Consider the following 20,481-nt stretch of genomic DNA (forward strand, 5'->3'; position numbering starts at 1 on the left):
ATATAATACAAATACTAAATATAGTTAATGATAATAGTGTAATAAGTGTAGCATAACCTGAGAGGCATAAGTTAAACTAAAAAAGAAGAAGGTAAACAAGAGATGAAAGTACAGGAAGTAAAGTTGGATAATAAACAAAGAAGATATTTGTTAGTTGGAGATAATGGATTACCAATAATACCAGTGGCTAAATATTTAAAATATATAGATATTAGTGGAAAGAGTTTTAATACTCAAAAGACTTATTGCTACTCCTTAAAACTATATTTTGAGTATCTCAGAGAAATAGATGTAGACTATAAAAATGTGAATATTAACATATTATCAGATTTTGTAGGATGGCTTAGAAATCCATATCAAAGCAATAAAACAATTAGTATAAAATCAATCAAAGCAAAAAGAACTGAAAAGACTGTAAATCTAACTATAACAGTTGTAACTAACTTTTATGATTATTTGTATAGAACAGAAGAAATAAACAATGATATGGTTGATAAACTTATGAAACAGGTGTTTACAGGTGGTCATACACGATACAAAGACTTCTTATATCATGTAAATAAAGATAAACCTACAAATAAGAATATATTGAAAATTAAAGAACCAAGACGTAAAGTAAAAGTTCTAACAAAAGAAGAAATGCAAAAGGTTTATAATGCAACAACTAATATTAGAGATGAATTTTTAATAAAATTGTTATTTGAGACAGGATTACGAATAGGCGAAGTCTTATCTTTATTTATAGAAGACGTTATATTTGACCACAATAATGGGCATAAAATTAGATTAGTCAATAGGGGGGAACTTCCTAATGGAGCAAGATTAAAAACAGGAGAAAGAGAGATACACATATCTCAAGAATTGATAGATTTATTTGATGATTATGCTTATGATGTTTTAGATGAATTAGAGATAGATACAAACTTTGTATTTGTAAAATTAAGAGGTAAAAATAAAGGAAAACCTTTAGAATATCAAGATGTTAGTGACTTATTCAAAAGACTTAAAAAGAAAACTGAAATAGACATTCACGCACACCTTTTAAGACATACTCATGCCACTATTTATTATCAAACTACTAAGGATATAAAGCAGGTACAAGAACGTTTAGGACATTCACAAATACAAACTACTATGAATATGTATCTACACCCTTCTGATGAAGATATAAGGGAAAATTGGGAAATTGCTCAACCATCATTTAAATTACTAAGGAGAAATATATATGATAGAGAATTCAATTAATTTATTAGGTTATAAAAACACAGAAGAATATACAACTTCGATAATCAATAAATTATCTAAATATCATAATAAAATAATTAACGATGACGGTACAGTGAAGTATATTAAAATTAAAACAGATTATTTTTTAGTTAATGATATATGGAATTTAGAGTTTTTTAATTTCATTGAACAGTTTAAATCAGTAAAATCTAATTGTAAAATAATAAAATTTGACTGTAAATTAAAAAATGTAAACAATGAGTTCAAATTAGTTTTTTATAATAAAATTTTTAGTGATGAATGGACTTTAAAGACTGCAATTTACACGCAGAATCCATCAATGAAATTATTAAATGAATTCATAAACACATACTATCCTAATGTTATATCATTTTTAGATGTGGATATAACAAAAGCAGAATTTAAATGGATTGATTGGCTTGAAAAAAGGAATATAAAAACTACAAGATTACAAAGGAATAAAACTACAGAAGGAACTTATAGTATAAAATCATATACTACAAAGTTTTTAAGAAATATGTATGAGTGGATATATTTATATACAGATGAACGGGAAGAGTGGGGAAAAGATAAATGGGACGTTAGAGTATTAAATAAATACGGAATAAACTTTGTAAAATCTATGAGTAATTACTATATTGATTTTACTTGTATAGATAATATATTTTTCAGGAAAATAGTTAAAGATTATTTCAAAAAAAGATTATTGAGCAAAAGAAATTTTTCTTGGAATACAGCACATAGTTATATTTCATGTTTATCTAAATTTGTAAACTTTATATCAGTTAAAGAGAGTCAATGGGTAGATTTTATTAAATTAGATAGACAGCATATAGAGAGTTATATAGAATATATTAACATTGAAAGTTGTAAAATAACTCATAAAAATGCTAATCATAAATCAAATGTTAATAAGAATATTAAAATAGTTCAAAAATTTTTATCAGACATTCAACTTTCTGAAGATAACTGTGCTCCACAAAAAAATATCAGATTGTTAATTCACCCAGATGATAAACCTAAAATGCCTAAAAAGCCTTATGACCAGATAGACTATGTTCCAGACCATGTATTAGAGCAATTATTTGACAACATAACTAATCTTAATAAAGAAATAATTCCAGTAGTTTATACAATGTTTAAAACTGGACTTAGAATATCAGACGTTTTAGGATTAAAACAAGATTGCTTAATTAAGTTAAATAACAAGTTCTGGATAGAAACAGATATAGAAAAAACTTATGTAGAAGGTCATAGAATACCTATAGATGATGAACTTGCTAATATGTTAGCAGTTTTAATTGTTAATGCTAAGCAGTATAGCAATCAAGATAATAACCCAGAAAACTATATTTTTGTGAGATACAAGGGTTCTCGTAAAGGGAAACCATATAGTCAAGCGTGGATTCAAAATAACCTTAATTTATTCGCAATAGATTTCAACATAACTGATGAACTTGGAAACAGATATTATTTTAAAAATCACTCTTTTAGACATACTTATGCTATCAAAATGTTAAATGGTGGCACTGATATACTTACAGTTCAGGAATTACTGGCTCATGCATCGCCAGAGATGACCATGAGATATGCTAAATTACTTGATAGTACTAAAAGAAAAGTCTTTGATAAAGTAGTAAAACAAGGCATATTTAGTTTTAATGAAAGCGATAGATTAAGAGAAGAAAATAATGGTGAAATACCTTCTGATATTATAGATATGCTATATACAAATCATAAATTAAATGCTCTTGATACACCGTATGGTACTTGTATGCAAAGAAAAAACGGTAAATGTAGTTATGCTAAACAACCACCTTGCTTAACTTGTAATAACGGAAATCCTTGTAAAGACTTATGTGTTGGAGCATTTGAAGGTGATTCCGTTAAGTATGAAATACTAATAAATTCAACTAAAACTATGATTGAAAATGCTAAGATGTATAATAGAACCGAAATGGTAAGCGAAAATGAGGAACTATTAAAATTATACGAAGATATTTATTCAAAAATATCACAAGGAAATATGATTTACAGTAGATTAGATAAGTTAAAAAAGAAGGTTGAATAAATGAGCGATTATAATCGTACAGAACACTTAAAAGAATTGCATAGTAAACGTAAGGCTATAACTCAAGAAAAGGTAGATAAAGCAATACAAAGGCTTATAAAGGCTCAAAAGTCCATTAACTTTAATAGTGTTGCAAGTGAAAGTGGTATTACTAAGAAAACATTATATGATAATAAAGTGATTAAAGAGCGCATAGAAACCCTTAGATATCAACAATCTCAAGTGCCTACTCCATCACAAGTTAAAAGAGAAATGAATGATAATAATAAAGACGCTGTTATATCAAGTCTAAAAAGGAAAATAAAAAGACTTGAAGAAGAAAATAAACAACTTAAAGAACAACTTAAAATAAATTATGCAGATATATATAAACAATTATAAGGGAGGTGGATTTTAGTGAGAGGTGTGACATAATACATATGTGTATTATGTTAAAAGGTACTATTTACAAGAGAATAAAAAAACAACTCTTGATAACTTACAATACATTCTCTTACTAAAGAAAGATTATGGATAAAAAGTATTATTGGATAAGCTATGTTTATAAAAATACTCGAAATAATGATGTTGGTTTTGAAAATACAGTAACTACAACTCATCCATTTAAAGATAAATTGTTTAAAAAATCAGATGGATATGGTTACTACAAAATTTTAAAGAAATATTGGAAGAAGAATATGAAATGTTTAAAGAATAATAATCAAATAAGGATACTCACAAAGTTATTAACATGTTATACATAGAAAATATATAAAAAGAAAAGAGGTGAGTTTTGGTGAGAGTCTAGTACTTATTATACACTCTCTCAGAAAGATAAAGAATGAATGATATACATTATAATCTTCAATTTGAAAAGATGTGTAAAGCTTTACAAATCGGTGAGATAGTAGATGTACCTGAAAGGATATCAGGAGGTCTGTTGCATAGAATATATGCTATTAAAACCACTAAAGGTAAATATGCTATTAAAGCACTAAACCCTCAAATAATCCTTAGAGCTGAGGCAATGCAGAATTTCATAAATTCAGAAGAAATTGCAAATATTGCATCTAAGAGTATATCAGCTCTTCCAGCTAAAAGGTTTAATGAAATTTTTATCCACAAAGTAGATAATCAATTCTATCTTGTATTTGATTGGGTAGATGGTAAAAGTCTAAAGCCGAATGAAATAGATATAGAGCATTGTGAAAAGATAGGATCTATTCTTGCAGATATACATATGACAGACTTTTCGGAATTGATAATAGTTAATGATTGGTCAGATAATGAGCATATAACAGATTGGGATTACTATTTACAAAGGGGAAAAGAAAATGATTCGATGTGGGTCAACTTGATGATTGAAGTAGTTGACAGGTTATATGAGTGGAGTACTCAGACGGAAATTTCATTAAGATTACTTGCAACAGATATGGTTATTAGTCATAGAGATTTAGATTCTAAAAATGTTATGTGGAGCAAAGGTAAACCAATTATTATTGATTGGGAGGCAGCTGGCTATGTAAATCCTATGGCAGAATTAATTGAAACAGCTATTTATTGGTCTGAAAATGAAATAGGAAACATAAATAAAGAAAAATTTTTAGCTTTTATAAATGGATATAAAAATATATATGGAACATTAAATGCAAATTGGAAAATAGTATTATCCAATGGCTTTTTAGGTAAATTGGAATGGCTAGAATATAATTTAAAGCGATCGTCAGGGATTGAATGTTCAGATGAAGAAGAATAGAATTTAGGAACTACTGAAGTAATAGAAACAATAAATGCAATTATACATTATTCAGATATGATTTCGGAGTTAGAAAAATGGTTAAAGAATGAGACTTAATAAGTATCATAAGTATATGTAAATTTACAGATAGAAATGTTATAATATGTATAAATAAGTAAAATTTAAATTATTTAAGACGTACAATATATACTACCCTGCATATTTGTACTTAGAATGTGTATATATGCCTACAAACCTTGTAAAATCAAGGATTCATTTTAACTCGTCAAAAATTCGTCAAAAATTATTTATTAAGTTAAAAGCCTTTTGTAACATTTCATCTGTAACATGTGAGTATGTTTTCATAGTTTGTTCTACATCATGCCCCATTAATTTAGCCACAGTTTTAAAGTCTAAACCTCTAGCTATTAGATTAGTAGCATAAGTATGTCTTAATTCATGAACACTTATGCTATAACCTAATTTTATATAAGTTCTTCTTAATTCACCTGTGGTAGCACTAGTATTTTTATAATTTAATATTCTACCATCTAAATTTCTAAATTTATAATCCTCTAAAGTTTTATACACATTTTTACTCATTGGAACTACACGATTAGAATTTTTACTTTTAACACTACCAAAGCCATAGTCGCCTTTATCATTAATAACTTTCCATTGTTTATTTACATTTATGACCTTATCTTTCATATTAATATCATCCCATGTTAATCCCATAATTTCGCCTATTCTTAAACCACATTCTAGTGCTATTATAGTAATTAAATAATATTTTGGGTTTTTGATCTTAGATAACAATCCCTTTGACTGAACTGTATTTAACGCAGTTTTTTCTTGTATATTTTTATCTACTTTAATTCTTATATTTTGAACAGGGTTAGAAACAATTATATTATATTGTTCTACCGCTGCCTTAAATGTTGTTTTAAGTTTTTGGAGATAAGTTTTTATTGAAGATTCTTTATTTACATTTACCATATCATCAACTATGTTCTGTATGTGTATGGGTTTAATTTTACTCATTTCCATATCATTAAGTTTGTTAAATTTAACCAAAACAGTACAATATGTTTGTATTGAGTTATATTCTAAAGAGAGTTTAAGATGTTTAATATGCATCTCGGAAAACTCTTTAAATGTAATGCCAGTAAATTCAACTGGAATATCTAAAGCCATCTTATTTTTGATTTCATCCAGCATATTTTCAGCTACAGGCTTAGCATCTTTTTTAGTTTTAAACCCTTGTTTGCTTTTTTGTTTCCATTTTCCGTTATCATCTTTATAACTAATAATAAATTGCCATCCTTTGTCCTTCTGCCTGTAAGTAATATTGTATTCCATTGTTAACCTCCTAATTGTCTCCTAAAATTTTTACTTTAAATTGTAAAAGTGATATAAATTGCGAACATTTGTTCTTGATTTTGTGTGGTTATGGTGCTAGAATATACTTATCGAGGGGGAATTTGTATGGAGGAGATTGAAAATGAACTAATTAAACTTTTAGAACATATAAAAAAACACCTAAGGGATAGTTAACGACTATTCCCTATTTTTCATTTTAAGTTGAATTTCTTTTTTTAATATATTTAATATTATTTCCTTAGAAGTTTCATCTGTGATATCTCCATTATTATCTATTAACCCCTTATCTATTAGTAAATCTAAAGCAGAATCTAAAATATCATATTGTTTTACTTCTACATCTTTGCCTAGAAAGTACTCCATAGGCTTTCCAGTCACGTCAGACAACTTAGATATTATCTTTACATTAGTACCTTTTAATCTTCCTCTCTCAATATCCCCTAAGTAACTTCTACTTATATTTAGCTTTTTAGCAAATTCTTCTTGAGTTAATCCCATTTCTTTTCTTATTTCTTTCACTTTATCTTTTAACATATTAACACCTCGGTATTATTATACCTACTTTTGACGTTAATTACAACAAAAATGTAGTAAATTAACGAAATAAATAGTTCGACAAAGCTATTTTAGTTAAACGGTTTAATTTGGCTTAATACAGTGTTAAATCGGATTATACAAATGACGTTAATTGTGACATAATAAATTTATCGGAAGGAGGAAACACAATGAAGCAGCTTAGAAAAAACAAAGGAATAACCGCTACATTCGTAGCAAGTAAATTAGGCATAAGCAGAGATAGATTAGCAAGAATAGAAAATGGTGAAGTCACTCTACCTACAGAGTTCATACCTACACTGGCAGAACTCTATGGAGTTAGTAGTGATGAAATAATTAAAAGGAGAGTTAAGGAATGGAAGAAATAAAAAAAGACCTTATTCAAGAATTAGAGAATCTGAAATTTTTTTTACAAACAAATGACGTTAATTGTGTCAAAAATAAAAATGAAAATAAACAGACAAGTTAGGAGGAAATTATGGAAGAACTAAAACTACTAAGTGTAAAAGATTTATCAAGAAGATGGCAAAAGGATGAAAAGAGTATAAGGAAATACGTTTCAGAAGGTGTCGTAAAAACATGCAAAGGAGTCCCCGGAGTTATGTTTCACCCTAAACATATAGCAGAACTTGAAGGAGTAGGCTTAGATAAATTCTCACCACTAGAAAGAAGAAGGATGCAACAAAGAATTGAGGATTTAGAAACCATAGTAAAGCTGCAAACTGAACAACTTAGAAAAGTAGCAATGTTGGGAACAGAGAGCATGAACTTATTACAAAAAGTAATTTAAAAATGAAAATAAAATTAAAATGCAAAGAGAGAAGGCTGAATAGCCTTTTATAAAAAACTATCTTTGAAAAATGGACAAACACTACACACTATATTCTATGTGTAGAACTAAAGAAATATGACTAAATTATTCAAACAGCTCTACGGAGGGTAAAAAATAAGGAGGAAAAAACATGACTAATAAAAAAGAAACTGCCCAAGAAGTACGAGTTCAAGAGCAGTTGGATAAGATTTTTGTAGTAAATATTTTGATAAATAAACGAAGCTACTACTTATTAGATTTTGAATTATCTATATCTAAGAATATCAGCGATTCCCTCATTATACCTTCAGAAGATTTAGCTTATAAAATAGCGACTATAGCAGAAAACTTTTATAAAGGAAGTATTGGAAAAGTTAAAAAAGTATCTTTAGAAGAAATATTTTATTGATACGGAATTTTAACGGCGTTATCAAGTTTTCTATGTATAAATGACAATGTGGTTAAGAGGTCGATTGCATCTTGTTCAGAGATATTCCAATAAATTTTAGCTTCATGTGCATGAGGATTTCTAAACATGCTAAATACACCCATTATCAAATTTTTAAGACCTTGAGCTTCATTTATTTCAGAACTTGTTCGTAAAGAGTTAATTGCAATCAAGGGTTTCTTTTTATTGAACACTTCGATTACAAGCTCATTTCCATCAAGCTCTACACCGGAAATTAAACGAAGTTTATTTGAAACACTTTTAGTTGCTTCAAGAACAGCATGAAAGTAGTTCTCTTGCAATAGTTCAGCCTTACAGAATTTTAAGATATCTGAATGAATACTTCTTTCATATAAAACATTTTGCAAATTAGATGCACGTTGGTGGGCTTGATCTATTGTAGTGGCTTTAGTTGTTTTTATTAATTGACCTTGATTATTAACTTGTAATCCGGAGAATGATAAGACCTTATTTAGTTCATGTGTAATGCTTATAAAATTCTCCTTATTATTTAGGAACTTAACTGGATCAACAAACTTAAGAATAAGTTCAAGAACTTTGTTGGGAGAATTAAACTGAGTTTGACTCATATTAAAATAATGATATATTCTTCTCCATTTAGTTATGTTGGAATTTTCATTATAACCAACACTTGCAAATATTGATGTTATTTGAGAACCGCTAGTAGGAGGTTCGCCAAGAATTTTACTAATTTGCTCAAGTGTATTGTTATCAAATAAAGGTATTGTATCCATAATTTCACCCCCTTTCAACAATATTCTAACATTTATTGGGGGATAAAACAAAATAAAGGAGGAAAAGATGAACAAATTAGAAAATGAAGCTAACTCATTTAGAAAAGAAAAAACAACCGACAAAGCACAAGATGCACTAAATCGGTTGTCACAAGGTAAAAATACTATAAATCAAATACGATCTGAATTTGAACTTGAACCAATAGAAGGTGGAGATGAATATTCTACCACAGTACAATTTGGTAACAAGAAGTATTAGGATTAGAATTTCTTGACCTTTTAGAGTCTCTAATTAGCTCGAATTTCATATTTAATGTTTCGCAAGCAATGGGCATTAGTTTAGTAAGGTCATGTTTACTAATTTCTATGTGAAAATATTCTTTTAATGCATGAGAAAGTTCATCAGAATATATGCAATTAAACGTTTTACCTAAGAAAAGCATGTCGTACTTTTGCATAGTATCTTCAATATTATCAACTGTTGATTCTATACTGGCTGTACGAAGTTCTAATAATACTTCAATTAATTCTTGTAATTGTGTATTCAAAAGAATTCTCCTTTCCTAAATGTATTTCAGTTTTATAGCTGATAAGAATATTATAACACAATAAGAGAGTATGCAGATAAGATACCATCCAAAAATAAAGATGAATAGGAGGAATAAATAATGAATAAATTAGAAAATAAATTAAGTAGTAGAGAAGTAGCCGAAATGATGGAGTTAAAACAACATTCAGATTTATTGAGAAAAATAGATGGCATAAACAAAGATTTTACTGAAAGCAAAATTGCGTTTAGTAAATATTGGACAGAAGATACCTACAAAGACAATAGCGGTAAATCAAATAGAGAGTTTCTAATAACTAAAAGAGGGTGTGAATTCCTAGCAAATAAAACCACAGGAACTAAAGGAAACTTATTTACAGACAGATATATGGATAGGTTTGAAGAAATAAAAGAGTACATTGAGGAAGAAACTCAAAAAGTATTATCTCCAAAAGAACAGTTAAAGTTACAACTTCAAATTTTAGAAGAGCAAGACCAAAAGATTGAGGGAGTTGTTGTAAGAGTAGATAACTTAGAAAACACCATGACTATAAACCATGGACAAGCTTGTAATGTTAAGTTAGCAGTAGATTTAACAGTAAGAAAGTTATGTTGTGGAAGTGAAAGCGCATCTTATCTAAACAAGGCATTAAGGCGTAGAGTTTATAGCTTTGTATGGAGAAGTATAAAAGATTATTTTAATGTAACTGCATACCATAACATTTTAAGGAAAGATGTAGACAAGGCTATTAATTACATTGGCAACTTAAGTCTACAAGGTGGATTACTAAGAGAAGTACAAGAAACTAATAATCAAATGTGTTTTAGAAAGGAAGTAATATAAATGAAAGCGATAGGAATAGTAAGACGTGTTGATGATTTAGGAAGAATTGTAATACCAAAAGAATTAAGGAGAAGTTTATGCATAGAAGAAGGTGACCCATTAGAAATATATGTGGATGGTAACCAGGTTATATTAAAGAAATATGAGCCTACTTGTATCTTCTGCGGCGAGGGTAAAGACATAAAGAACTTTAATAGAAAGAATATTTGTCCAAGCTGTATTAAGAAAATAGGAAAGTTATAGAAATGTCTAAGCGAGAAAAGATAATAGATTATATCAAAGGCACTTTAGCAACATGGGCAATATTCGGAGCACTTTATCTAATAGCAGATAAGCTTTATTAGGAGGACAAGCTATGTTTAAATTAAAAGATTTAACAGGGCAGAAATTTGGAAGGTTGATAGTAATAAAGGCAATTGGTAAGACCGGAAAAGGAAACTATATATGGGAATGTAAATGTAAATGTGGAAATATTGTAAATATTGTGTCAACTCATCTTGTACAGGGAAATACTCGGAGTTGTGGGTGTTTGAAAACGGAAACTTCAAACACGTCTGGTAATAACGACAGATTCAAGGGTACAAAAATAAGAAATTTGAACACGACACTACCTAAGCACAATACGAGTGGTTACAAAGGTGTTTCGTGGGAAGAATCACGAGGAAAATATAGAGCATATATAATTCTTAGAGGCAAAGGCAAATTTTTGGGGTATTTCAGCAAAATAGAAGATGCAATCCAAGCACGTAAGGAAGCTGAGGAAAAGTATTTTAAACCCATTATAGAAGAATTTGAAACTTTGAAAGAGAGGACAAGCTATGGAAGTGAGATTAAACAAAAGCCAATTTGTGAGCATGGCATGTAGGGATTTAGGAATTGCAAAACCAACTAAAAAGAAGGTTGAAAAGAATGAAGCAGATGTGTATATCTACGAAAGACAAAGTAACTATGGGAGAAAAGATGCAATGCACAAGAAAAGACGTCCAGGGTACAAAAGTAAATAGGTGCTTAGCTACGGGAATAGCCTTGCACCCAAAAGAAAATATACTTGACTTAATTTTATCACCGAAAGTAGGAATTGACAATGGCGAGATTTACGACACGAGGACAAGAGAAACCATAAGGAGGATAGATGAATGAATAAAGATATAGCAAAGGTAATAGCTGACATAAGCGAGGTGGCTACATTAATAAACCTAGAAACGGAACATGATGTATTTATTAATATCTCTGCCCATGTTAAAAGAATACAATTCCTATTTCATGAAAAAGGATGGGTAAATAGCAAAGAACCAACTTATTTTGATGAAATGTATTTTGATGAAAAAAATATAAAAAGGCTTAGAGGTGTCCTAGACACTCTTAGAAAGATTTACAAAAATGGACGAGTTAATTCTAAAAACTTTGATTATGAAACAGAAGAAATAAAGCACTATAAATTCAAATAATAGGAGGAAATAAGGATGTTTAATTGGAGCGAATTTAGAAATGAAAAAGTGGCAGTATGGTGTGATACTGAGGAGAAGGCTAGAGAGTTCATAAAAGAGTGTTATGAGAGAGGTATGGAATGGAGTAGTTCCACAGAAAAAAAGACTATGTTTGATTGGTATAAAAAAGATACTTGCTATGATTATAAAATTGATGAAAACAGGTTAATGTTTTGTGATAAAAAATTCTATGAAAAAGAGGGTTACAAAATAATAAAATGGGAGAGTAAGAAAATGAAATTTAAAGTAGGAGATAGGATTAGAGCAATAGATAATTATTATCCTTGTGCAAATAAAAAAAATAAATTTATAGGGTTAGTTACAGAAATAATAAATAAAAATTTTATTAAAGTTAAAACGATATCAAGTATAAATAAAAATGAAATTGATGAACTTAATGGTGTTTGTATTACACATTTTGAAATAGTTGAAGAACCTACAGAATTTACCTTCCAAGAGGTTATTGCAAGGATTATGCCAGGTGATGTTTATATAAGTACCAAAGGTCTTGAATTTGATGCAAAAATTGACTTAGTAAATGAAGGATTGCGTATTAGATACTTTAAGGATGGATCATGTATATCAAGAATGAATGCTGGTTTTGTAATAACACATCAAAATAGATTCAAACTTCAAGAACCTAAAAAGAAATATGTTTTATATGGTATTGAACATGGATTAAATAGGAAAATTTATTTCTTTAGAAGTAGAGGGAATAAAGTAATACCAGATGGTTCATTTGTATTTTGTAATACTAAATATGGTAATAGCTATGGCAGAGCAGTTCAAAGGATAGAGAAAGAACTAACAGAGGAAGAATATCTAAAATATGAAGAATGTTGGAGGGCGTAGGATATGGCAGATAACAAAGCAATAGCTAAAAAAGAAGAGAAAGAAATAGTATATGAAGTTGGTGGAAATGAAATCAAGCTAACTCAAAATATCGTTAAGCAATTCATAACTAGAGGAAACGGAGATATTACACCGAGTGAAGCAGTTAATTTCATGATGTGGTGTAGCCATAATAAGTTAGATCCATTCAATAATGAAGCATATCTTGTAAAATTCGGAAGTCAAGCGGCGCAACAATTAGTAGGCAAGGGTGCATTTATGAGAAGGGCAGAAGAGGACAAGAACTATGAAGGGTTTAAGGCTGGTGTGATACTTCTAAGAGAAGGTCAAATAGTAGAACAAGAAGGTTCATTCAAGTTACCTAAAGACACATTAATTGGTGGATGGTGTGAAGTCTACGTTAAAGATAAAAAATATCCTGTTAAAGCCATGGTGAGTCTAGAGGAGTATAACAAAGGTCAGAGTACTTGGAAGTCAATGCCACTTACTATGATAAGAAAAGTTGCAATAGTACAAGCCTTACGTGAAGCCTTCCCAACTCAACTAAGCGGATTGTATGACGAGGATGAAATGCAGCCTATAAGAGAAGAAAATATTAAAAGCACCATAGAAGAGATTAAGCAAGAAATACAAGAAGAACCTAAGGAAACTTTAAATATGCCTTTTGATGAAGAACCGATAGATGCCGAGATAGTAGAAAATGAAAAGATAGATTTTTAGGAGGATTTAATAATGAATAAAAAACATATAAATGCACAATTATGTAGGATATTTGATGATTTTATAAGCACTATAGATGACGAGAAGGTTAAAGAATTAGTTAAGAATGGAACCATAATAACAGGTGGGGCATTAGTGAGTTTACTACAAGGTGAAGTACCTCATGATTATGATATGTACTTCAAGGATTTTAAAACTTGTTATGAGGTTGCAAAGTACTTTGTTGATAAATTTAATGATAGCAAGAAATCAAAGAAAGCTGAAATAAAAATCAAAATAGGTAATGAATGGACTTCATTTGAAATTGCATTGCAGAATTTAGATAAAGAACCAAGAATAAAAATATTTATCAGTAGTGTTGGTATTGCTGGAGAATATGAAGATGATGAATCAATAGATGATATGCAGACTAATATCGAACCAGATACAGATATTGAGAAAGAATTAAAAGAAGAACCTAAATATCAGCCTAAATTTTTGACCTCTAATGCAATATCATTAAGTGGCAAAATTCAACTTGTAATTAGATTTTATGGTGAAGCTGATAAGCTCCATGAAAATTATGATTTTGTACATTGTACTAATTACTGGACTAGTTGGGATAGAAAAGTAACTCTCAAACAAGAAGCCTTGGAATCAATAATAAATAAAGAATTGCTATATGTAGGAAGTAAATATCCATTATGTTCAATTATAAGAACTAGAAAATTTATTAACAGAGGGTGGACAATAAATGCTGGTCAATACCTTAAAATGTGTATGCAACTTAATGAATTGAATTTGAAAGATATATCAGTATTGGAAGACCAGTTAGTGGGAGTTGATAGTACATTCTTTGCAATGTTAATTGATGCACTTCAAAAGAAAAAAGAAGATGATCCTAATTTTGAAGTTAACAATTCTTATGTAGCAACTATAATAGATAAAATTTTTTAGGGGGAATTAAGAGTGAAAGAGATAATATTAGACAAACAACTACCAGTAATAACAATGAATTTTGAAGAGGTTAAAACTTCACTACAGGCAACTATGGACAAGTATAAAGGTATAGTGGTAACAGCGGAAGGATTAAAGGATTGCAAGGCTACACAGAGGGATTTGAGTGCATCTAAAAAGAAGATAGATGACTACAGAAAGCAAGTTAAGAAGGACATGGAAGTTCCTATTAAAGCTTTCGAAGGCCAATGCAAGGAACTAATAGCACTAATAGATGAAGTTGAAAAGCCTATCAAAGAAGGTATAAAAGTATTTAATGACAAGGTTAGAAACGAAAAAATGAAATATGCTGAAAACATTATTGCAAAAACTATAAAAGGATATGAGCTGGAAGAGAAGTTTTCTAGTCAATTAAATGTACTAGATAGCTACACAAATTTAACAGTTACCTTGAAAGGTGTCAGAGAAGATATAGAGGTTAGGGCAAAGGCTTTAAAAGACCAGCAAGACCAAGAAAAAGCACAAGCACAGATATTAAAAGCTACTATCATTGCTACTGTAGAAGGTGCTAATGCAACTATTAACACTAAGTTAAAAGCAGAGGATTTTTACAAGTATATAGATAGAGGTTACAACGTAGCACAAGTAGTTAGTGAAATTAATAGAGCTGCTGAATTAGTAAGAAGAACAGAGAAAGCAGCAGAAGAAAGAGCAATCCAAGAGCAAAGAAGAAAAGAAGAGGAAAAGATAAGACAAGAAAAAGAGAGAATAATACAAGAGGAAAAAGCGAAACTTAAAACTATTCAAGAATTTGAAAATAAAGCAATTGACCCTATAGAAATTCCAGAAACTCCACAAGTAGAATTGCAAGAAGAACCTCAAAAACATTCACAAATAACAATTAATTTTGAAGTTACAGGAAAGAAGGAAAAACTAATGATATTAAGTAATTTCTTAAAATCTAATGACTATAATTACAAAGTTATTAGTCAAAAGGCACTATAAGATGGCTACCTTAAGTGTATTAGGTAGCAGCAGTAAGGGAAATTGTTATGTTCTAAGAGTTGGGCAAGATGTCCTTCTCCTAGAATGTGGAGTGGCTTGGAAAAATATAAAAAAAGAGATAGAAAAAGAACCCTATGATAATATTTATTGTTTAATAACGCACCATCATAAAGACCACTCAAAGGTTTACTATAAAGGACTACCATTAGGGGTTAGTGTTTATACCCCCAACCATATAAAAACCTCTTTAGGAGGGAATGTAGAAAGAATAAATGCATTAGAAACTAAATCTATTAACAATGTCGGAGATTTTAAAGTAATGCCCTTTAAAAATTATCATAGTGAACCTAATGGAGATTATTGCCCTTGTGTTGGATATTTAATATTTCATCCAAGTGTAGGAAAGATATTATTCACTACTGACACATATAAAATCAAATATAAGTTTAATGATATAGATCATATTCTAATTGAGTGTAACTATGCCGAGGATATTTTATTAAATGCAGAAGATAAGCAAGGTTTAGAAAGAGTTGTTAGGAGCCATATGTCTTTAGAAAACTTAAAAGAAACCTTGAAAACATGGGATTTAAGCAATAGCAAAGATATTACTTTACTTCATGTCAGTGAGAGAAACGGAGATAAAGACCTATTCAAGAGAGAGATAGAAGAACTTACAGGAAAGACAACAAATATCGCAGAGAAGGGAGTTGTTTTGGAATGGAAGTAAATAAAAAAATAATCAGAACTGGTGAAAAGTGGCTAAAAGTTATCGGTAAAAAAGCTTTTTATAGTCCGGAGTTGAAGCCAGGCACTTACTACAGGTTAAAACATCAAGCACATTCTCGAGATTTTGAAGTAGAGATATTCACCTTCGAGGAGGTCGAGATAATTGATTAAGACTACTAAGATATGCAATGTATGTGGCAAGGAGAAAAGCCTTAGAGAGTTCGCATATCGCAGTAATAAGTGTAACTCATGTAATACCAGTGTAGGTAATACGAAAGCTTATAACAAGAAAAGACAACAGATATTTAATATCATGAGGGATTGGCACAAAGACACTTGTAATAATGATTGTGAAAATTGTGGATTTCATAGTCATTGTCAACAAGTCTTGGACGTGCTAGAAGATACAAATTGGTCGGAAGGTGAGAAGTGATGGCAGATGTTAAGTGGATTAGGATAAATACGGATATGTTTGATAACTCAAAAATCAAGTATTTACGGACACTTCCCGAAGGTAACAACATTATTTTAATATGGGTAATGCTACTAGCTAAGGCCGGTAAATGTAATAGCAATGGATATATATTTCTAACTGAAAATATCCCTTATACACCGGAAATATTAGCGGCTGAGTTTGATTTTGAGATAAGCACTATACATTTGGCACTAGGGGCATTAAGTAGATTAAACATGATAATGCAAAGTGAAGAAACATTATTCATTACCGGCTGGGAAGAACACCAAAATGTAGAAGGACTTGAAAAAATAAGAGAACAAACACGCAGAAGAGTGGCAAAATGCAGAGAAAAACAGAAGTTTCTACCTAGTAACGCTACATGTAACGCTACAGTAACGGAGAGTAACGCAACAGATAAAGAAAGAGAAGAAGAAAGAGAAAGAGAAGAAGATAAGAATAATATAAAAAAAGAAAAAAAGAAATCTGAGTTTGATTTGCTTATAGAATCTTATACGGATGATTTGCAATTAAGGAATACAATTTACGAGTTTATAAAAATGCGAAAGGCTATTAGGTCATCAATGACTAGTAATGCTCTTAAGTTGATGTTAGGTAAACTAGACAAGCTATCTCTAAATGATGATAGTCCTGGTATAAGAATAGCAATCTTAGAACAAAGCATTATGAACTCATGGAAGGGAATATTTGAACTAAAGGAGTGCAGTTATGGAAACTACAGCGGATCCAATAAAGAGAATACTACAGACTATCAAGGAGTTAAAAGACAAGCCGACATTCATGCACCAGGAGCACCAACAAGAGAAGAACTCCGACGAGCAGAGGAAAATGGAGAGTTCGATTAAATGTGAGATTTGCAACGATACAGGATTTACAGTATCTAAAGACGATAAAGGATATGATATGTACAAGCCTTGCAAGTGTCAGCAGATGGCGAAGGTTCAAAGGATATGGGAACAGAGTGGCATTAGCGTAAATGATATAGACAAGTCATTTACTAATTTTGAAGCGTGGAACACAGACGTTAAAAACATGAAGGATAAAACCACTAGCTATTATCTGCAATTTAACAATATCAAAAAAGAAAGACATAACTCAATATTGTTAAGTGGTAAAAGTGGCTGTGGGAAAACACATTTAAGTCTTGCATTAGCTAATAACCTACTAAAGAAAAAAGAGGTTGCAGTGGTTTATATGCCTTACAGAGATATAATAACCAGCCTTAAGCAAAATATGATAGATGAAGAATATTACAAAAGAATTTTAAACAAGTACCAAAAGGCAGAAGTACTGCTTATAGATGATCTACTCAAAGGTAAAATAACAGAATCGGATGTAAATATAATGTTTGAATTAGTAAATTACAGATACCTAAATTGCCTACCAATGATAATCAGTACAGAATGCGACCAGCCGAAGTTGTTAGATTTTGATGAAGCCATAGGAAGTAGAATTTATGAGATGTGCAAAGGGTACGTAGTTGAGATTAAGGGACAAGGTAATAATTATAGATTGAGATAGGGGGAAATAAATTGAAGCATCCTAAAAAGCTACAAAGAAAACATAAGGAGTTCTTAGCAGATAAGGGATACAACCCACAAGACTTCTTATTCGAGCGAGAAACGGACTTTGAATATATATTTTACAATGTGGTTACTAAAATGTTGTTTCCAGTAAAGAAATAGGGAGTAATTTGTAGAAAGAGTGAAGGAGAGGAAGGTAAGAAAATGGATAAATGGACATATACAATAAGTGAAAATAGCGATATATGGAGAGGTGGAGTATTCGACTCAAAAGAGGAAGCGATTAAAGAGGCTAATTCTGAGGCGATAGAGTACAATGAAGAAACTTTTAGAATAGGAATTGTAGAAGAAGTTTTTAACTATGGAATAGATGTAGACCAAGTTATAGAGCATATACAAGATACTATGTACGATGAAGTAGGAGAAGTTGCAGAGGATTATTTAGACTATATACCATCAGATTATTTAATTGAGTTAGAGAAACAATTGAATGAAGTATTTTATAATTGGCAAGAGAAATATAATTATAAACCAACATTCTACAAAGTAATTAGTGAAGAAATAGTCAAAGTCAAAAGGTAATTTACAATCTAAGTAAACAGGGAGGTAAAAGCCATGAAATCCAGTGAAATCAAGGTTAGCCACAAATACATCTTTACAACTAAAGAAGATACAAATAGAGAAGAAAGAGCCAAAGGCACAGTAATAGCAGATGAAGGAAGTTACTTTTTGGTACAAAGAAAGCATTATAAGACTTGCTTCAACAAGTGTGATATTGATTGTGGATATATACAAGTTAGAGAGTGTAGGAGGTAGGAAGATGAAAAAATATAAATTGTGGGAAGTTATAAAAATGCTAGAAGAAAATAACGAACTGAAATTTAAAAATGACAGACATGTAATAGGCTCAAGTGAACTAGGATTTCTTAAGTTGATAGAAACGACTTACAGCAAGAAGCAGTTAGAGGGTAATATTAACTTAGCGTCAGAATGGGAGCTTGCAAGAAATCCTGTTACTTTTGAAGAAGTTTTAAATAGTAATAAAAAATGTAGGGTTGAACATGAATTAATAGACTCTGGCTTAGATGATGAAATAACTTCTAACGATAATGTAACTTTAGAGGATTATCAAACACTAAAAGAAGGGAATTATATGGAGCTTCACAACTTAATAAGTGTATTGCCTTGGATATTGAGTAATGAAGAATTTAAACAAGTTATCAAAGAAGGCAAATGGTATTTAGAAGATTAGGAGGAATAAAAATGGATTTAGTATTAATTTTAGTCTTATTGGGTTTACAAGCAACTTTGCTTATAATGAGTATAAATACTCTAAACAACAAATTAAATCGCTTAGAGGAGCAAATTAGAGCGAATGAGGTGCATATAGAAGGACAGGCACAGAGAATAAATGCAAATTTAGAAGAAATGGCACAATTTAATGAGAAAGCCTTAGGAACATTATCTCAGAATATAGCTATGTGTGGATATGAAATAAAAGAGGTTAATTGTAAGTTGGAAGATGTGAATAAAACTATTAGGCAAGAAACCGCTAAAAGATTATATCTACACTTGCAAGATAAATTTTAGGAGGATAGAGAAATGTCAATTACTTGGAAGGAGTTAAAAAAGAAGTATAAAAAAATAGAGTTAGCTAAGTTTTTAGCGGAGGAGTATATCGAATATGGCACTTATGAAGCCATAGCAAGGAAATACGGAACTGAACATGCGAATGTATCATCAGCCATAAATTATCACGCTGAGAAGTTAAAGGTTGCATATCCGCAGACCTACAAAGAATTTAAGGAACACGCCTATATGGCGAGAGGAAGAAACACAAAGAAGATTAGACATTTAGGTGGAGAAAAGTGGAAAGAAATTAAGGATAAATACAAAGGCATTGAAAGAGTTAGATTTGTAATGAGGGAAGTTGTGGAGGAAGGAAGTCTAGGGGCATTCGGTGAGAAATATGGAGTATCTACTAGTACTTTATGCAAGATGATTTCTTACTACAGAGATGAATTAAATACAGATTATCCAGAGGAATTAGCAAGATATAAGGCTTATGCTGGTTATGCTACAAAGAAAAATCCGTATCATAAACCATTGGGAAATAAGTTTTCATCTAAAGTTTTTGAAAATTTAAGCAAAGAGATTTTAGACAGTGAGTTTTTAGATTTTGTAGATAATTACTACACAGGCGAATTAAGTTCAATACAACTCATAGAAATGGCAAAAGAAAAAGGAATTAGGGTCTACGAATTAAACAATGATGGAAAGAAAAAGTTTATAGTTTAGGGGAATAACCATTAAAAACACAATAGTTACGACTCTTCATTATTATTTGAGAGTCAATTAGGAAAGGAAGTAGAGAT

33 protein-coding genes are annotated in these 20,481 nt (G+C 30.3%); 29 read left to right on the forward strand and 4 right to left on the reverse strand.

Translation table 11 applies throughout. The annotated features are described in order from the left end of the window. Positions 1–102 precede the first annotated feature (102 nt). The 5 genes from ABDZ93_RS12195 (at position 103) to ABDZ93_RS12215 (ending at position 5,054) form a co-directional block, all read left to right on the forward strand. Entirely contained in the window at positions 103–1,245 is a 1,143-nt protein-coding gene (locus ABDZ93_RS12195; protein ID WP_343826675.1) for a tyrosine-type recombinase/integrase, read from the forward strand. Beyond that, positions 1,226–3,319, forward strand: coding sequence for a tyrosine-type recombinase/integrase (locus ABDZ93_RS12200; RefSeq protein WP_343826676.1), 2,094 nt, complete (start codon positions 1,226–1,228; stop codon positions 3,317–3,319). Before ABDZ93_RS12195 ends, ABDZ93_RS12200 begins: the two co-directional genes overlap by 20 nt. Further along, complete coding sequence (locus ABDZ93_RS12205) at positions 3,320–3,700, forward strand: DUF6262 family protein (RefSeq protein WP_343826677.1); 381 nt, start codon at positions 3,320–3,322, stop codon at positions 3,698–3,700. Between the two features lie 128 nt (positions 3,701–3,828). After that, the gene (locus ABDZ93_RS12210) at positions 3,829–4,062 is read left to right on the forward strand and encodes a hypothetical protein (RefSeq protein WP_343826678.1); all 234 of its coding nucleotides are present in this window, start codon (positions 3,829–3,831) and stop codon (positions 4,060–4,062) included. Positions 4,063–4,139: 77 nt separating this feature from the next. Then, positions 4,140–5,054, forward strand: coding sequence for a phosphotransferase (locus tag ABDZ93_RS12215; protein WP_343826679.1), 915 nt, complete (start codon positions 4,140–4,142; stop codon positions 5,052–5,054). Positions 5,055–5,333: 279 nt separating this feature from the next. On the opposite strand, the gene ABDZ93_RS12220 is transcribed toward ABDZ93_RS12215, so the two are convergent. Both ABDZ93_RS12220 and ABDZ93_RS12225 read right to left on the reverse strand, forming a co-directional pair. Then, positions 5,334–6,398, reverse strand: a complete 1,065-nt coding sequence (locus ABDZ93_RS12220; RefSeq protein WP_343826680.1) for a site-specific integrase — start codon at positions 6,396–6,398, stop codon at positions 5,334–5,336. Positions 6,399–6,596: 198 nt separating this feature from the next. Next, positions 6,597–6,953 (reverse strand): helix-turn-helix transcriptional regulator, encoded by a 357-nt coding sequence (locus tag ABDZ93_RS12225; RefSeq protein ID WP_343826681.1) that lies wholly within the window; start codon positions 6,951–6,953, stop codon positions 6,597–6,599. 191 nt (positions 6,954–7,144) lie between these two features. Here ABDZ93_RS12225 and ABDZ93_RS12230 point away from each other — a divergent pair, with 191 nt between their 5' ends. From ABDZ93_RS12230 to ABDZ93_RS12240, 3 genes are all read left to right on the forward strand, one after another. Further along, positions 7,145–7,342, forward strand: a complete 198-nt coding sequence (locus tag ABDZ93_RS12230) for a helix-turn-helix domain-containing protein (RefSeq protein ID WP_343826682.1) — start codon at positions 7,145–7,147, stop codon at positions 7,340–7,342. 110 nt (positions 7,343–7,452) lie between these two features. Continuing rightward, positions 7,453–7,764 carry a histidine kinase gene (locus ABDZ93_RS12235; protein WP_343826683.1) on the forward strand — a complete coding sequence of 104 codons (312 nt, stop codon included), beginning with the start codon at positions 7,453–7,455 and terminating at the stop codon, positions 7,762–7,764. Positions 7,765–7,936: 172 nt separating this feature from the next. Further along, complete coding sequence (locus ABDZ93_RS12240; RefSeq protein WP_343826684.1) at positions 7,937–8,194, forward strand: hypothetical protein; 258 nt, start codon at positions 7,937–7,939, stop codon at positions 8,192–8,194. On the opposite strand, the gene ABDZ93_RS12245 is transcribed toward ABDZ93_RS12240, so the two are convergent. Next, on the reverse strand, positions 8,188–8,988 hold the full coding sequence (locus ABDZ93_RS12245) for a TIGR02391 family protein (protein WP_343826685.1): 801 nt from the start codon (positions 8,986–8,988) through the stop codon (positions 8,188–8,190). The genes ABDZ93_RS12240 and ABDZ93_RS12245 overlap by 7 nt on opposite strands. Before the next feature lie 67 nt (positions 8,989–9,055). On the opposite strand from ABDZ93_RS12245, the gene ABDZ93_RS12250 reads away from it, so the two are divergent. Then, entirely contained in the window at positions 9,056–9,247 is a 192-nt protein-coding gene (locus ABDZ93_RS12250) for a hypothetical protein (RefSeq protein ID WP_343826686.1), read from the forward strand. On the opposite strand, the gene ABDZ93_RS12255 is transcribed toward ABDZ93_RS12250, so the two are convergent. Then, entirely contained in the window at positions 9,213–9,536 is a 324-nt protein-coding gene (locus ABDZ93_RS12255) for a hypothetical protein (protein WP_343826687.1), read from the reverse strand. The genes ABDZ93_RS12250 and ABDZ93_RS12255 overlap by 35 nt on opposite strands. A gap of 120 nt (positions 9,537–9,656) precedes the next feature. Between ABDZ93_RS12255 and ABDZ93_RS12260 the strand changes: the two genes are divergently transcribed. From ABDZ93_RS12260 to ABDZ93_RS12355, 20 genes are all read left to right on the forward strand, one after another. Next, a complete protein-coding gene (locus ABDZ93_RS12260; RefSeq protein WP_343826689.1) occupies positions 9,657–10,379 on the forward strand; it encodes a Rha family transcriptional regulator in 723 nt (240 codons plus the stop codon). After that, entirely contained in the window at positions 10,380–10,622 is a 243-nt protein-coding gene (locus ABDZ93_RS12265) for an AbrB/MazE/SpoVT family DNA-binding domain-containing protein (RefSeq protein WP_343826691.1), read from the forward strand. A gap of 112 nt (positions 10,623–10,734) precedes the next feature. Next, a complete protein-coding gene (locus tag ABDZ93_RS12270) occupies positions 10,735–11,244 on the forward strand; it encodes a hypothetical protein (RefSeq protein WP_343826692.1) in 510 nt (169 codons plus the stop codon). Continuing rightward, positions 11,234–11,383 carry a hypothetical protein gene (locus tag ABDZ93_RS12275; protein WP_343826693.1) on the forward strand — a complete coding sequence of 50 codons (150 nt, stop codon included), beginning with the start codon at positions 11,234–11,236 and terminating at the stop codon, positions 11,381–11,383. The genes ABDZ93_RS12270 and ABDZ93_RS12275 overlap by 11 nt, the downstream gene beginning before the upstream one ends. 132 nt (positions 11,384–11,515) lie before the next feature. Further along, positions 11,516–11,827 (forward strand): hypothetical protein, encoded by a 312-nt coding sequence (locus tag ABDZ93_RS12280; protein WP_343826694.1) that lies wholly within the window; start codon positions 11,516–11,518, stop codon positions 11,825–11,827. Between the two features lie 15 nt (positions 11,828–11,842). Continuing rightward, on the forward strand, positions 11,843–12,718 hold the full coding sequence (locus tag ABDZ93_RS12285; RefSeq protein WP_343826695.1) for a hypothetical protein: 876 nt from the start codon (positions 11,843–11,845) through the stop codon (positions 12,716–12,718). A gap of 3 nt (positions 12,719–12,721) precedes the next feature. Further along, entirely contained in the window at positions 12,722–13,438 is a 717-nt protein-coding gene (gene bet / locus ABDZ93_RS12290; protein WP_343826696.1) for a phage recombination protein Bet, read from the forward strand. A gap of 12 nt (positions 13,439–13,450) precedes the next feature. Beyond that, the gene (locus ABDZ93_RS12295; RefSeq protein ID WP_343826697.1) at positions 13,451–14,374 is read left to right on the forward strand and encodes a Gabija anti-defense Gad2 family protein; all 924 of its coding nucleotides are present in this window, start codon (positions 13,451–13,453) and stop codon (positions 14,372–14,374) included. A gap of 12 nt (positions 14,375–14,386) precedes the next feature. Continuing rightward, positions 14,387–15,379: a DUF1351 domain-containing protein gene (locus ABDZ93_RS12300; protein ID WP_343826698.1), complete on the forward strand. Its 993-nt coding sequence runs from the start codon at positions 14,387–14,389 to the stop codon at positions 15,377–15,379. Further along, positions 15,339–16,109: an MBL fold metallo-hydrolase gene (locus ABDZ93_RS12305; protein ID WP_343826699.1), complete on the forward strand. Its 771-nt coding sequence runs from the start codon at positions 15,339–15,341 to the stop codon at positions 16,107–16,109. The genes ABDZ93_RS12300 and ABDZ93_RS12305 overlap by 41 nt, the downstream gene beginning before the upstream one ends. Beyond that, positions 16,100–16,279: a hypothetical protein gene (locus ABDZ93_RS12310; protein WP_343826700.1), complete on the forward strand. Its 180-nt coding sequence runs from the start codon at positions 16,100–16,102 to the stop codon at positions 16,277–16,279. Before ABDZ93_RS12305 ends, ABDZ93_RS12310 begins: the two co-directional genes overlap by 10 nt. Continuing rightward, positions 16,272–16,541 carry a hypothetical protein gene (locus ABDZ93_RS12315; protein WP_343826701.1) on the forward strand — a complete coding sequence of 90 codons (270 nt, stop codon included), beginning with the start codon at positions 16,272–16,274 and terminating at the stop codon, positions 16,539–16,541. Before ABDZ93_RS12310 ends, ABDZ93_RS12315 begins: the two co-directional genes overlap by 8 nt. Next, positions 16,541–17,428, forward strand: coding sequence for a phage replisome organizer N-terminal domain-containing protein (locus tag ABDZ93_RS12320; RefSeq protein WP_343826702.1), 888 nt, complete (start codon positions 16,541–16,543; stop codon positions 17,426–17,428). The genes ABDZ93_RS12315 and ABDZ93_RS12320 overlap by 1 nt, the downstream gene beginning before the upstream one ends. Beyond that, on the forward strand, positions 17,412–18,104 hold the full coding sequence (locus ABDZ93_RS12325; protein ID WP_343826704.1) for an ATP-binding protein: 693 nt from the start codon (positions 17,412–17,414) through the stop codon (positions 18,102–18,104). The genes ABDZ93_RS12320 and ABDZ93_RS12325 overlap by 17 nt, the downstream gene beginning before the upstream one ends. An 11-nt stretch (positions 18,105–18,115) precedes the next feature. Next, entirely contained in the window at positions 18,116–18,268 is a 153-nt protein-coding gene (locus tag ABDZ93_RS12330; protein WP_343826705.1) for a DUF6906 family protein, read from the forward strand. A 42-nt stretch (positions 18,269–18,310) separates the two neighbouring features. Further along, a complete protein-coding gene (locus ABDZ93_RS12335; RefSeq protein WP_343826706.1) occupies positions 18,311–18,688 on the forward strand; it encodes a hypothetical protein in 378 nt (125 codons plus the stop codon). Between the two features lie 33 nt (positions 18,689–18,721). Continuing rightward, on the forward strand, positions 18,722–18,922 hold the full coding sequence (locus tag ABDZ93_RS12340) for a hypothetical protein (RefSeq protein WP_343826708.1): 201 nt from the start codon (positions 18,722–18,724) through the stop codon (positions 18,920–18,922). Positions 18,923–18,926: 4 nt separating this feature from the next. Then, a complete protein-coding gene (locus ABDZ93_RS12345) occupies positions 18,927–19,358 on the forward strand; it encodes a hypothetical protein (protein WP_343826709.1) in 432 nt (143 codons plus the stop codon). 11 nt (positions 19,359–19,369) lie between these two features. Next, entirely contained in the window at positions 19,370–19,696 is a 327-nt protein-coding gene (locus ABDZ93_RS12350; protein WP_343826710.1) for a hypothetical protein, read from the forward strand. Positions 19,697–19,708: 12 nt separating this feature from the next. Next, positions 19,709–20,404, forward strand: coding sequence for a hypothetical protein (locus tag ABDZ93_RS12355; protein ID WP_343826711.1), 696 nt, complete (start codon positions 19,709–19,711; stop codon positions 20,402–20,404). Positions 20,405–20,481 lie beyond the last annotated feature (77 nt).

Origin of the sequence: Clostridium subterminale, from assembly GCF_039521425.1 — a bacterium.
GTDB classification, from domain to species: Bacteria; Bacillota; Clostridia; order Clostridiales; family Clostridiaceae; genus Clostridium_J; species Clostridium_J subterminale.